Raw genomic sequence first — 13,770 nt, forward strand, 5'->3', positions numbered from 1 at the left:
ATGAAACGGAACAAAAAAGGGTGGAAATTCCACCCTTTTTTTATTGACTGCACACGATGCTATCGACGTTCAGCAGTTTTCTGAATGAGTTTTAACAGGAATCACCAACTGGATTCGCGCTCTGCCGTTGATGAAATTTTATGTATCGACAAATCAGCGCCCTCGAATTCCTGCTCAGGATCCAGACGTATGCCCATAGTTTTTTTCAGCAAACCATAAATTGCATAACCACCGGAAAACGCAATTACAATGCCGAGCACGGTACCAAAGACTTGCGATAATAAACTGACGCCGCCCAGCCCACCCAGCATTTTCTGACCAAAAATTCCGGCAGCAATTCCGCCCCACGCGCCGCACAAGCCATGCAAAGGCCAGACGCCGAGCACATCATCCACCTTCCATTTATTTTGCGTCCAGGTAAACATCCAGACAAAAATAGCACCGGCCACACCGCCAGTGATCAACGCCCCCAAAGGATGCATCAGATCGGAGCCTGCGCAAACCGCAACCAACCCAGCCAGTGGGCCGTTATACACAAAGCCGGGATCATTCTTCCCCATCAGCAAAGCGACCAGCGTACCGCCCACCATCGCCATAAGGGAATTAATCGCCACCAGGCCATTCATCTTATCCAGCGTCTGTGCGCTCATGACGTTGAAGCCGAACCAGCCCACCGTTAATATCCATGCGCCCAGCGCCAGAAACGGAATGCTGGAAGGCGGGTGCGCCGCAATCGCGCCATTTTTCATATACCGGCCGCGCCGCGCGCCAAGCAGCAGCACCGCAGGCAACGCGACCCATCCGCCAAAAGCATGCACCACCACAGAACCGGCAAAATCATGAAACTCTTCAGAAAAAGCCGCTTTCAGCCAATCCTGAATGCCGAAGCGATGATTCCAGGCGATGCCTTCAAACAGAGGATATAAAACACCAACCAGTACCGCAGTCGCAATCAATTGCGGATAAAACTTGGCACGTTCAGCGATACCTCCGGAAATAATCGCCGGTATCGCTGCCGCAAAGGTCAGCAAAAAGAAAAACTTCACCAGCTCAAAACCATTTTTTGCCACCAGCACTTCGGCGCCAGAATAAAACTGGATACCATAAGCGATGCTGTAACCGACAAAGAAATAAGCAATCGTCGATACCGCAAAATCGACAATAATCTTCACCAGCGCATTGACCTGGTTTTTTTTACGCACGGTACCTAACTCCAGAAACGCAAATCCCGCATGCATTGCTAGAATCATGATTGCACCAAGCAAAATAAACAAAGCATTGGCGCCATCTATTTGTACGTTCATGCTGATACCTCCCCTTAAGTGTGCACTTCTTAATTAGTTTCACAGAGATAAAGCAATAAATATTCCAATTTGGTGCAAACACCTTAAGTTATTGAATTTTATGGATAATATCAATTTAACACGCACCATGCACAGGCATTTTGCACTCATAAAAAGCGCTGTTTTAGTGCGACGCCAGAAAGGATCACAATGATCCCCTGGTTAGAAGCGGAATCGCCCTTTCCAGATGCGGCAACGGCACTCACTGATCGCGATGGTGCTGCGGGCCTGCTCGCGGCAGGTGCCGATCTGTCGCCGCAGCGCCTTTTGATGGCATATCGGCAAGGTATTTTTCCGTGGTTTTCTGAAGGCCAGCCCATATTATGGTGGTCCACCGACCCGCGCATGGTGCTGCAAACGTCTGACTTCAAAATTTCAGACAGTCTGAAAAAGAGCTTAAAAAAAATCCGTACCGATACCCGCTGGGAAATTCGTTTTGACTCAGCCTTTGAACAAGTCATGCGCGCCTGTGCTGCACCGCGCAAAGATGGCAACGGCACCTGGATATCCGAAGACATCGTGGCGGGATATTGCGGCCTGCATCAGCTCGGTTACGCGCATTCGTCGGAAGTCTGGCTTGACGGTGAGTTAGTCGGCGGTGCCTACGGCGTTTGCATCGGTCGCATGTTTTATGGCGAATCGATGTTTGCGCGGGTATCGAATGCCTCCAAAATTGCGCTGAGTCATCTGGTATTTTTCTTACGTGAACACGGGGTGAAAATGATAGACTGCCAGCAAGAGACAGCGCACCTGGCTTCACTGGGCGCGAAACCCATTGCCCGCGCCGACTTTATCCGATGGATAGCACAGGCAACCACACAACCGATGATCGAGGAATGGCAACCGCTGAGGGCGCTATATCAATGACAGCAAAGTAAATCACCGTGACGCAACTCAACGAACTTCCTTTTGCCAGCATACAGTTTTATGCAACCGCGCCCTACCCTTGCAGCTATCTGGAAGGACTGGAGGCGCGTTCGCAAGTAGCAACGCCGGCGCATCTGATCAATGCAGACACGTATTCAGAACTGGTCAGAAAAGGTTTCCGGCGTAGCGGTATTTTTATTTACCGGCCGTATTGCGATACCTGCAATGCCTGTACCCCGGTCAGAGTGCGGGTCGATGAGTTCAACGAAAACCGCAGTCAGCGCCGGGCGTGGAAAAAGCACGTCAACCTGGTGCCGCGCGTCACGTCACTCGCGTATTCGCACGAGCACTATGAACTGTATCAGCGCTACCAAAATCAGCGTCATGCTGGCGGCGGCATGGATACGGACAGCCGTGAACAGTACGCGCAGTTCCTGTTGCAAAGCCGGGTCAATACACGACTGGTTGAATTCCGCGATGAACACCATGTACTGAAAATGGTCAGCATCATCGATGTGCTGAGCGACGGCTTGTCTTCTGTCTACACGTTTTTTGAACCAGATGAAGCAGCCGCCTCGTATGGCACCTACAACGTCTTGTGGCAAATACGGCAGAGCAAAGAATTAAAACTGCCCTATGTTTATCTTGGCTACTGGATTGCCGCCAGCGCCAAGATGGCTTACAAAACCAATTTCAGGCCGCTTGACGCGCTGATGCATGGACAATGGCAAACGCTGGCGGCGTAATCAGTCTGAGAATCATCTGAAAACACATCAAAATGCGGAAAAACAGCTCAAATATACTCCCCCCAGTATTTTTTAAAGCCCACTATTTACGCTGACAATTCGGCTTTTTTCTTATATACCCCCCCATTTTTTATAAATATCATGGCAAATAACTTACTTTACTCGCTGGCACGTCCGTTACTGTTCGCAATGGAACCGGAAGCCGCCCACCACTTTGCCTTGCCTGCCCTGCGCGGACTCTGCCATCTCGGTCTTGGCGGTCTGATCAGCAAGCCCGCCGCCGATGTGCGTACTGTCATGGGGGTGCATTTCCCGAATCCGGTCGGGCTGGCGGCGGGGTTGGACAAAGACGGCGCCTACATCGACGGCCTCGCCGCGCTCGGTTTTGGCTCGATAGAAATCGGCACCGTCACGCCGCGCGCGCAACCGGGCAACCCGCAGCCACGCATGTTCCGCCTGCCAAAAGCAGAAGCGATCATCAACCGTATGGGATTCAACAACGGCGGCGTTGATGCATTCGTCAACAATGTGCAATCGTCACGCTTTTATCAGGAAAAGCAAGGCGTGCTCGGCCTGAACATCGGCAAAAACGCCGACACGCCGATAGAACGCGCTGCCGAAGATTATCTGCACTGCCTGCAAAAAGTGTATCCGTACGCGAGTTATGTGACGGTGAATATTTCTTCACCGAACACCAAAAACCTGCGCCAGTTACAAGGCGCGGGCGAGTTAGACAGCTTGCTGTCGCAACTGAAAGACGCGCAGCAACGCCTGGCGGATCAACATAAGCGCTATGTGCCTGTGGCGCTGAAAATTGCACCGGATATCGATGCCGAGCAAATCAAAACCATCGCCGATGCGCTGTTGCGTCACAAGATGGATGGCGTCATCGCCACCAATACCACGATCACCCGCGATGCGGTGCAAGGTCTGCCCCATGCAGAAGAAGCTGGCGGTTTATCCGGCAAACCCGTGTTTGAATTATCGAATCGCGTAATCCGCGCTCTGAAAGCAGAGCTCGGCGAAGAATTGCCCATCATCGGCGTCGGCGGCATTTTTTCCGGCGAGGATGCAGTGACCAAAATACAGGCAGGCGCGTCACTCGTACAACTGTATTCCGGCCTGATTTATCAAGGCCCAGCGCTGATCAGGGAATGCGCCGCAGTGCTGCACAACGTACGCTCGTATTAATTTAAAAATGTTGGAACAATGTTTGATGAATGATCGTTGAGAGAAAAAATGCAAACAACACACCTCGGCAACAGTGAATTAAAAGTTTCTAAAATCTGCCTCGGCACCATGACATTCGGTGAACAAAACACCGAAGCCGAAGCGCACAGTCAGCTCGATTACGCAATCGAACGCGGGATCAATTTTATCGACACGGCAGAAATGTATCCGGTCATGCCCCGCGCCGAAACGCAGGGAAAAACTGAACAATACATCGGCAGCTGGCTCAAAAAATCCGGCAAACGCCGCGATATTATTCTTGCCACCAAAGTCGCGGGGCCTGCCCGTGGCATGCCATGGATACGTAACGGCCACAATGATCTGAATGCTGCCAATATCCGCGCCGCGGTTGACGCCAGCCTGAAACGACTGCAAACCGATTACATCGATTTATATCAATTGCACTGGCCGAGTCGCAACGCGCCTATCTTCGGACAAAAACAATTTGACCCGGCGCTGGAACGCCCGTATACCGCAATTGCAGAGACGCTGAGCGTATTGGATGAACTGGTCAAAGCCGGAAAAATCCGCGCCATCGGCGTCTCGAATGAAACCTCTTGGGGTGTCAGCGAATTTATCCATCAGGCAGAAAAACAAAACGCCCCACGCATCGCTTCGATACAGAATGCTTATCACCTGATGAACCGCGCTTTTGAACAAGGGCTGGATGAAACCTGCTTCCGCGAAAATGTCGGCCTGCTCGCCTACAGCCCGCTGGCATTCGGCCAGCTGACCGGCAAATATGCCGATGACCTCAATGCGCATGGTCGGCTAACCTTGTTCCCGCCCAGCTGGAGCCCGCGTTACACCCGCCCGCTGGTGCTGGAAACGGCGAAGCGTTACGCCGATCTGGCACGCGCGAACGGCCTGACGCCAACCCAACTCGCGCTCGCCTGGTGTTATTCACGCTGGTTCGTCGCCAGCACCATTATCGGTGCGACCAGCCTGAAACAACTCAAAGAAAATATTGATGCTTACGAAGTCGAACTCAGCGATGAGCTGATTGCCGCGATAGAAAAAATCCACGCGGAGAGCCATAATCCGGCGCAGTGATACTACGCACATCAATGCAAACGCTCTTGCGGGCAGACGTACTGGCACCGATACGCCTGCCCGTTCCGTTCCATCAATAAAATCGATCAAGCTTTTTTTTTGAGGTAGGATGTTTCAAAAGTTATATTAAAAACCGTCGACAAATGCTGTCTGTCTCTGTGGTTTGATAGATGCCTGCGTGTTTTTTGTCAGACCAAACCAGATCCTTAGTCACTGAGGAGCGCCATCAGATGCATCAGAAAACTGATACCAATGCAAAATGGACGCACTGGCTTCTGGCGATTTTTTTTATTTCCTTGCTCGCTGTTTCCGCAATCCGTACAGCAAAGGCCGAGACGCTGGTTCTGGCCGCGGCAGATAGCCGGCCAACGGCCTATATGGAAAATGGCAAACCAGCAGGACTATTGGTCGATATCGTTACCGAGGCGTTCCGCCGTGCTGGCTATCCAATCAGAATAGAATTAAAACCGTGGGCGCGTTGCCTTTCAGAAGCGCGCGATGGCACCGTTGATGGCGTATTTTCTTCGTTCAAATCCCCCGAACGTGAAGCATTTCTAAGTTTCACCGCCATACCCGTCATGACCCAGGTTGAAGCGCTGTTCGTTCGCACAAATTCCACGATCCAGTTTGACGGCGACTTATCAAAATTAGCACCGGTAAAAATCGGTGTCATCCAGAGCACCAGTTACGGCGAAAAGATTGATGGCATGATCAATACAGGTGCGTGGAGTAACGTCAGCAAAACGATCAGCATAGATTCCTTGGTCAAGATGCTGGCAGCAGAACGCTTTGACCTGGCGCCGAGTTATCGGGATGTATTTCTGAGCGCCGCCAAAAAAGCGGGCGTAGCGGACAAAGTCAGAGAACTGAGTCCCAGTGTTGAATCTGTCCCTAGCTATCTGGCATTCAATAAGAAAAAGGATTATTCCAGGATCATCACCGCCGTCAACAAAGCCATGGAAGAAATGAAAAAGGATAAAACTCTGGATGCGATGAATGATCAATATATGAAATAGTCAGTACATTTTGTCCAGCGCCCGACTAATTCAGCAACATTGGTACTTAACAATAGAAAAATATTTGCGTAGCGCTTTATTTCTCTGTAGATTAATTGACAGTAATCATTTGCAAATTTTGTTGTCTGTCTTTCTGATGAAGTTACCAAGGAGAATCAACGTGCTGCGATTGCAATCTACCCTGAGCAAGTCCCTGATTTGTCTGTTCGCACTCACAGGCATTATTCTGATGTTTGCGCAAAGTGCGGTACCTGGTGTGCCGTACTGGAAAGTCCTGTTATACGCCTTCGGACTTGTCTGCGCGCTGTCCATCTGCTTATTTTCAGTGATACTTGTACGTGCCAGTTTCAATCAATGGAGTCTCAGACATCATGCTATCGATACAGGGTGGCTGTGGTTTAATGCCAACCCGCCAGGTCTGGACACACTCAGAAAACCGGCGGGTGCGGTGACAGAAAAATAAGACAGAAAAATTCAGTAATGTCAGAGTGAATTTTTCCTCTCAATAAAAAAAGCACATTGAATGTGCTTTTTTTATTTGTGGATACTGACTAAAACAGTTCAACAGCAAGAAAAACTTCAGTACTTTTTCAGTTTTTTTGCTGCCTTACCGGTAAAGGCACATTGCATAAATCTATATATCCGGCAGGGACTTTATACCATTCACCGCCGCGATTTCTCTGCGCTGCGACAATCGCTTTAAACGTCGCAGATTCAGTACGAATGATTTCCAGTTTGCTGCGTTCTGCGTCCGGCACATCAGCGGCGACTTTCATCGCGATGATCGGTGTGCGTTGTTCCGGCTTTTCATAAAACCCCAGTGCGCCTGTGCCGCGTGGCAGCGTGGTCAGCAATTCCATGCCCTGCATGACGCGCCCGACTACCGTGATATTTCTGTCTAACTGACGTGGTGCATGGCCGGTCACCACATACAAAGATGTGCCGCTGCCGCTATTCGATTCATTCCCGCGTGCGACACCAACGCTGGCATAACAATGTGCCAGCCACGCTTTGCCCGCCTTAGGATCTCTGCCTGCGGCAAAGCCATTCGCATGCCCCACCTGCGGCGCATAACCATCCGCATCCGGCAAGCGGGTGAATGGCAATTGTGAGGAATAAGGCACTGTAAATTCCGGCTCCAGATTTTTTTTCGCGGTCTTCAGTTCGCGTTTTTCATCTGGGTCTGCCCATTGCACGACATAATTTTCCTGCGAACGCACAATGGCTAAACCATCGAAATAACCTTCGCGTATCAGCGCCTTGATATTCGCCGCATGTTGCGGAGCGAAATCCGGTGCCAGCTCGATCACGACACGGCCTTTTTCCAATTCCAGATACAAGGTGTTTTCCGGATTCAGCGCACGCCAGTCTGCAGGCGATGACGCCTTGATCAGTTCGGGCATGGTCTTTGCCGATTTCAACACGGCATCTTTAGCCAGCGCTGGAAACGCAAAGCTCAGCGTGGCAAGCATGGTTCCGGCAAAAATGCAGGAGGCAACAACAGTACGACGTGAAGACATAAACAGGCTCCGGAAGAAATTAAAAGAACGACTAAACCCGCCTGATGTTAATACAAAAAATATAAAAGAAATACAAAAACACGGCTGATTATTTGGGATTCCACAGCCACACCTGCTGGCGAATATTGACAGGTTTGGGGACGAGCTTATTTTGATAAAACAGATCAGCGATTTCCTGCTGACGCCCAGCAATATCTGCACTGACAGGCACAACCCCATAGCGACTACGCGCCTGCCAGGTTTCGATAACGGCGGGCGGCAACCCTAATTGCGGCGCGATGATACCGGCCAATAATTGTGGATTCGCTCGCGCCCACGCACCGGTCTGCGCCAACTGGTTCAGAATGATATTCAGCGCGGCTGGCGATTTTTCCGCAAGGCGACGGGAGGCTTCATAAAAGCTATTCGCCGGTAACAAACCCTGATGGTCAGCCAGTACCCTAACTGGCAAACTGTGCTGAACCGCTGCCAGATAAGGGTCCCAGATGACCCACGCATCAATACTGCCACTCACAAACGCCGCTCTCGCATCTGCCGGTGCAAGATAGACGGGCTGAATATCCTGCATGCTCAGACCCGCTTTGCGCAGCGCCGCTAACACCAGCAAATTTGAACTGGAGCCTTTTTGAAAGGCGACTTTTTTTCCTCTTAGCTGAGCCACCGTTTTTAATGGAGAATCCTTAGCGACCACTATCGCTTCCGCAGATGGTGATGCGGGTTCAGCACCGACATAGAGTAAATCGACCCCGGCCGCTTGTGCAAAAATCGGCGGTGGTGCGCCAGTCAGACCAAAATCCACATTCCCAGCGTGTAAAGCCTCCAGCAATTGCGGCCCGGCTGGAAACTCTATCCATTTCACCTTGAGCTGCTGTGCACTCAGCGATTTTTCCAATGTTCCCTGCGCTTTCAACACAGACAGCAAACCGCTGCCCTTCTGAAAGCCGATGCCTATCACTTTATCGTCCGCGACAGCAGTCACGGTGACGAGCAGGCTATATAAAAACAGACTCAGCTTCACTAATTTTTTCATGATGTCTCTTTCTCATTTGTGACACTTGCTTGTGCCACTCAGTTGTAAGCCTATCGCTCAGGCGCTTTCGCGTTCCACTAATTCACAAGCCAGCAAATTCAATCTTTGTAAACGCCCGGATAAAGGAATTTCGCCCAGACTTTCCAGAATTCTGAGGGCGGCAATCTCACCAATTTCTTTCGCCGGTGGCCGTATCGTCGTCAGACTCGGCAGCAACATGGAGGACATGGCATAGTCACCAAAACCAACGATCGCACATTGTTCCGGCATGCGTATACCTGCGCGTTGCCCGGCAAGAATCGCTGATGCCGCCAGATTGTCGTTAGCAAAAATAATCGCTTCTGCCGCCCCGCGCTGACGTAAGGCCAGCGCTTCCATTGCCTGCTTTCCTGCCTCAAATGGTGTGGCGGCGGTTGGTATAAACATCCAGGGCTTCAAGCCATGTTCACGCATCACTTCAGCGTATCCATCGCGCCGGTCGATTGCACTTTCATCGCTCGCCACGCTGTTTTGTACGAACGCAATCCGGCGATATCCTTTGCCCAGCAAATAACGGGCAGCCTGACGTCCTACTTCTGTATGCGAAAAACCGACTTGTATATGTTTGCGCCGCGGTGCGTAATCCCAGGTTTCAACTACGGGGATATTGGCTGTCGCCAGTAATTGCCCGGTTGCCTTGCTGTGATACTGACTGGTGACCGCCAGCGCCGCTGGCGACCATCCCAGAAAAGTACGTACTGCGCTTTCTTCCTGTGCTTCAGAAAAATAGCTCGATGCCAGCAACAGCTGATAGCCATGCGCCGTCAGCACATCACTGAAACTCTGTATGGTATTGGCAAAAATCGGGCCGGAAATATTCGGTATCACCATGCCGATAATCCGCCCGTGGGTCGAAGCCAGACCTCCAGCCACCAGATTCGGCACGTAGTTCAAAGCGCTGACTGCACTGCGGATGCGCTCTCGCAATGCCGCCGATACCGTGTCAGGTTGCTTGAAATAGCGTGACACGGTAATTGAGCCGACGCCAGCAGCTTTAGCGACATCGTGTATGGTCGCGCGGCCTGAGCCACGTCGTTTTCGGGTTCCGTTTTCCTGCGTCATTTCTGCATATTCTCAAAAGACATTTAGATGCTTGTTTTAATTCTTTGACTTGGATATCGCCATCAAAGAAACTAAAAATGGTATCGGTACCATGCAAATTCTAACAGCACCGATGGCAGCAGCGAAGTCGCATTTCCTTCGTTGCTTATTACCGATTCAACTAAGAGGCCGTTGCACAGTAAGACTGCTGTTATCACACACGAAAAGGATGAGCACGCAGACCATCAACGCAGCAGCGCTTTGCAGAATGGCATTTACAAAGATTGAGGGATTAAAGGACTACCATGAAGATCAATACAAAAAACAAATTATTGCAGCGTCGCCGTGCTCAGCAACTGGGAAGCTTGCTGAGCGTTGCCGCAATTTCCATCAGCACCGCTGCTGCTGAAAATGCAGCACCTCCGGCAAGTGACGATCAGGCGGGTCTGCCATCAGTCACAGTGACAGCCACACGCAGGGAAGCGAGTTTACGTTCGGTGCCTGTCGCTGTATCGGTACTCAACGGCGACCTGCTTGAACAAGCGAATCGCAACAGCATCGACAGTATTGCTGCAGAATTACCGAGTGTGAATTTCCGTCAGCAAGGAGGCAATAAAGACAGCACTATCTTCGTCCGTGGGATAGGCACTATTTCCACATCACCCGGCGTCGAACCGACTGTTTCCACCGTCGTGGATGGTGTCGTCTTTGCTCGCCCTGGGCAGGCAACGCTGGACTTACTCGACATCGACCGCATCGAAATATTGCGTGGCCCGCAGGGCACCTTGTTTGGCAAAAATGCGTCTTCGGGTGTGCTCAATGTCGTCAGCCGCAAACCTGGCAAAGACACTTCCGGTTTCATTGACGCCTCGTATTTTGAAGGTAATGAAAGGCGCTTGCGGGCAGGTGTTTCCGGCACGCTGATACCGGAAACAGTACGCGCCTCGCTGACTGCGCTGGACACGAAATATGACGGTAATGTCGATAACGTCACCAGCGGTAATAAGGTGAATGGATTCGACCGTCAGGGCTTACGTGCGAAAGTACTGGTAACGCCGAACAGCGAGCTTGATATCACGCTGGTTGCCGACTATCTGCGTTCAAACAGTTCACCGACATTTGTCGCTTACAAATCCACCAGCGCACCATTTTCACAAGCGATTGCACCAGTGATCGCAAGCACTGAAAATCGCCAGATCCGCACCGATATTCCAAGTGATATCAGCGATTTCAACAAAGGGATTTCCGCACAGATTGACTGGCGCAGTCAGGGTTACACACTCACCTCCATCACCGCCGCACGCCAGTGGGATAATGAACAACACACGACCACATCGGCCATAGGCAATAGCGCGGATCTCAGTCGTATCAGCGCTGCTTTTCCGGCGACCCGTGATATCGGCACGCTGCACTATCGCCAGTTTTCACAGGAATTACGGCTGGCCTCACCTAAAGACAGCATCGTCGATTACGTTCTCGGTGCTTATTATCTGCATGGCAAAGATGAGGAAACTTATCAACGCATCGTCACGACGTCAGCAACGTCGATCAATTCCGGTTTTGCGCCGTATAGTGTTACGAGCGATAGCTATTCCCTGTTCGGCGAAGGCAACTACGTGATCAGCGATGGATTGAAAGCGATTGCCGGCGCGCGCTGGACACGTGACGAGCTTTCTTACAACCATGCCCGCACCTCAACGCAGACAACAGCATTTGCCGGCGTACAACCGGCCACCAACAATGCCGGATCAACGTCCGAAAGTGCATGGTCCGGGCGCACAGGCTTGCAATATGATCTGAGCAAAGACATCAGCACGTATGCAACCGTGTCGCGTGGCTACAAAGGCCCTGCTTACAATGTATTCTTCAACATGCTCAATCGCGACACGCTCGCGCTGAAACCGGAAACATCTGACTCCTATGAAATCGGCATCAAGGCCATCGGTTTCGATAAAAAGCTGAGTGTGAATCTGGCCGCATTCCAGACCAACTATAAAAACTATCAGGCGAATTTTTATGACACCGTCGCCGGTGCAGTTGTCACCCGTCTGATCAATGCGGGCGAAGTATCAACGCGTGGCGTGGAAATTGACGTTGAAGCTCGCCCTGTTTCCCGTCTAAATCTGAGCACATCGCTGGCCTATATCGACGCCAGAATTGATCAGTTCAACTGCCCTGCGGCAGCCGCGGCCTCCTGCACGCTGAATGGTCAGACCTTACCGTTCTCACCTAAATGGAAAAGCTTCAGCCGTGCCAGCTATGGCATTCCACTGGCCAATGGCTTGCATCTGGAGCTGTCTGCCGACTACAGCTGGCAAAGCAAAGTGCAGTACGACTTATTCCAGTCGGTTAACACGATACAGGGTAGCATCGGTTTGATTAATGCGAGCATCGCCTTATCCTCATCCGACAATGGCTGGCGAATTGCATTGATAGGAAAAAATCTGGGCGATAAGAGTTACGCGACGAATCTGGTCAACAGCAGCGGCTACGTCACCCGTGCAGTACCCCGCGACGATCAACGCTATTTCGGCATCACGGCCAGAAAGGATTTCTGAGATCATGACAAAACGCGAACTGAAACTCGGCGCTTTTTTACTTCATAACGGACATCATGTTGCCGCCTGGCGGCATCCGCAGGCCGATACCGGGGCAGACCCGCTCAGGCTGTACCAGCATCTGGCAAAAACTGCGGAACGTGCTTGCTTTGACGCCGTCTTTTTCGCCGACAGCGTTGCGCTGACCAGCGGCGTCGGCGGACTGGAGCCATTGACCTTGCTCTCTGCGATTGCCGCCGTTACCGATCGCATAGGACTGATAGGCACCGCCACTACAACATACAATGAGCCCTATCATGTTGCCCGCAAATTCGCTTCACTGGACAGAATTTCCAGAGGTCGCGCTGGCTGGAATCTGGTGACCTCGGATAATGCAGCCGAAGCAGCTAATTTTGGCCGCACAGAACATGTAGGGCATGCAGAGCGCTATGAACGGGCAAAGGAATTTCATCAGGTAGTACAAGGTTTGTGGGATAGCTGGGAAGATGATGCGATTCTGAACGATAAGCAAAATGCTATCCAGTTTGATCCGCAAAAACTGCATACCTTGCAGCATCACGGCAAACACTTTTCTGTCGCAGGGCCGCTCAATGTCAGCCGCAGCCCGCAGGGAAAGCCGATTACCGTGCAAGCGGGCGGCTCGGAAACCGGAAAGAATCTGGCCGCTGAAACTGCCGACGTGGTTTTCACTGCGCATCCCACACTCGCCTCTGCGCAAGCCTTTTATCAGGATCTGAAAGCACGAGTGGAAAAAGCCGGACGTCATCGTGATGACTTGAAAATCATGCCGGGTCTGTTTCCTGTCGTTGCAAAAACACAGGAAGAAGCACAACGGAAATTTCAGCTGCTGCAAGATCTGGTCACGCCGAAAGATGGCATCGCCTTACTGGGAAGAATGATAGGTAATTTCGACCTGACACCTTATCCTATCGATGAACCATTGCCGGAATTACCGCTCACAGATAACGGTCAGCAAAGCCGCCAAAAATTACTGACACAGCTGGCTCAGGGTGAAAATCTGACGATACGTGAACTGTATTTACGCATTGCTGGCGGGCGCGGTCACTTCACACTGATAGGCACACCGGAACACATCGCTGACCAGATACAGCTCTGGTTTGAAAATGATGCAGCAGATGGATTCAACATCATGTCGCCATATCTGCCCGGCGGCCTGGAAGATTTCACAGAGTTGGTTGTACCCGAATTGCAAAGACGCGGCTTATTCCGTACCAGTTATGCCGGAACCACTTTACGCGAACACCTTGGTCTGGCGTTTCCGAAAAACCGGTATGCGAAATAACTGAGTTCAATGCATCTTGTATTT

Annotated in this window: 12 protein-coding genes; 8 read left to right on the forward strand and 4 right to left on the reverse strand. The window is 51.3% G+C overall.

Annotated elements, in window-relative coordinates:
- Positions 1-101 precede the first annotated feature (101 nt).
- Positions 102-1,304: an ammonium transporter gene (locus tag H8K29_RS14985; protein ID WP_186885698.1), complete on the reverse strand. Its 1,203-nt coding sequence runs from the start codon at positions 1,302-1,304 to the stop codon at positions 102-104.
- A 189-nt stretch (positions 1,305-1,493) separates the two neighbouring features.
- Between H8K29_RS14985 and aat the strand changes: the two genes are divergently transcribed.
- The 6 genes from aat to H8K29_RS15015 all read left to right on the forward strand — a co-directional run bounded on the left by aat (position 1,494) and on the right by H8K29_RS15015 (position 6,718).
- Positions 1,494-2,210 (forward strand): leucyl/phenylalanyl-tRNA--protein transferase, encoded by a 717-nt coding sequence (gene aat, locus H8K29_RS14990; RefSeq protein WP_186898225.1) that lies wholly within the window; start codon positions 1,494-1,496, stop codon positions 2,208-2,210.
- A 17-nt stretch (positions 2,211-2,227) separates the two neighbouring features.
- Entirely contained in the window at positions 2,228-2,956 is a 729-nt protein-coding gene (locus H8K29_RS14995; protein WP_186898226.1) for an arginyltransferase, read from the forward strand.
- A 141-nt stretch (positions 2,957-3,097) separates the two neighbouring features.
- Positions 3,098-4,147: a quinone-dependent dihydroorotate dehydrogenase gene (locus H8K29_RS15000; protein ID WP_186898227.1), complete on the forward strand. Its 1,050-nt coding sequence runs from the start codon at positions 3,098-3,100 to the stop codon at positions 4,145-4,147.
- Between the two features lie 48 nt (positions 4,148-4,195).
- A complete protein-coding gene (locus tag H8K29_RS15005; protein ID WP_186898228.1) occupies positions 4,196-5,239 on the forward strand; it encodes an aldo/keto reductase in 1,044 nt (347 codons plus the stop codon).
- A 230-nt stretch (positions 5,240-5,469) separates the two neighbouring features.
- On the forward strand, positions 5,470-6,255 hold the full coding sequence (locus H8K29_RS15010) for an ABC transporter substrate-binding protein (RefSeq protein WP_186898229.1): 786 nt from the start codon (positions 5,470-5,472) through the stop codon (positions 6,253-6,255).
- A gap of 160 nt (positions 6,256-6,415) precedes the next feature.
- On the forward strand, positions 6,416-6,718 hold the full coding sequence (locus tag H8K29_RS15015; protein WP_186898230.1) for a hypothetical protein: 303 nt from the start codon (positions 6,416-6,418) through the stop codon (positions 6,716-6,718).
- A 127-nt stretch (positions 6,719-6,845) separates the two neighbouring features.
- Here the strand turns inward: H8K29_RS15015 and H8K29_RS15020 are convergent, their stop codons facing one another.
- The 3 genes from H8K29_RS15020 to H8K29_RS15030 form a co-directional block, all read right to left on the reverse strand.
- On the reverse strand, positions 6,846-7,775 hold the full coding sequence (locus H8K29_RS15020) for a peptidylprolyl isomerase (protein WP_255423396.1): 930 nt from the start codon (positions 7,773-7,775) through the stop codon (positions 6,846-6,848).
- Between the two features lie 88 nt (positions 7,776-7,863).
- On the reverse strand, positions 7,864-8,805 hold the full coding sequence (locus H8K29_RS15025; RefSeq protein WP_186898231.1) for an aliphatic sulfonate ABC transporter substrate-binding protein: 942 nt from the start codon (positions 8,803-8,805) through the stop codon (positions 7,864-7,866).
- Between the two features lie 57 nt (positions 8,806-8,862).
- On the reverse strand, positions 8,863-9,906 hold the full coding sequence (locus tag H8K29_RS15030) for a LacI family DNA-binding transcriptional regulator (RefSeq protein ID WP_186898232.1): 1,044 nt from the start codon (positions 9,904-9,906) through the stop codon (positions 8,863-8,865).
- Positions 9,907-10,190: 284 nt separating this feature from the next.
- Between H8K29_RS15030 and H8K29_RS15035 the strand changes: the two genes are divergently transcribed.
- Both H8K29_RS15035 and H8K29_RS15040 read left to right on the forward strand, forming a co-directional pair.
- On the forward strand, positions 10,191-12,443 hold the full coding sequence (locus H8K29_RS15035; protein WP_186898233.1) for a TonB-dependent receptor: 2,253 nt from the start codon (positions 10,191-10,193) through the stop codon (positions 12,441-12,443).
- 4 nt (positions 12,444-12,447) lie between these two features.
- Positions 12,448-13,746, forward strand: a complete 1,299-nt coding sequence (locus H8K29_RS15040) for an LLM class flavin-dependent oxidoreductase (RefSeq protein ID WP_186898234.1) — start codon at positions 12,448-12,450, stop codon at positions 13,744-13,746.
- Positions 13,747-13,770 lie beyond the last annotated feature (24 nt).

Origin of the sequence: Undibacterium sp. CY21W, assembly GCF_014284265.1 — a bacterium.
Classification (GTDB): domain Bacteria; phylum Pseudomonadota; class Gammaproteobacteria; order Burkholderiales; family Burkholderiaceae_D; genus Undibacterium; species Undibacterium aquatile.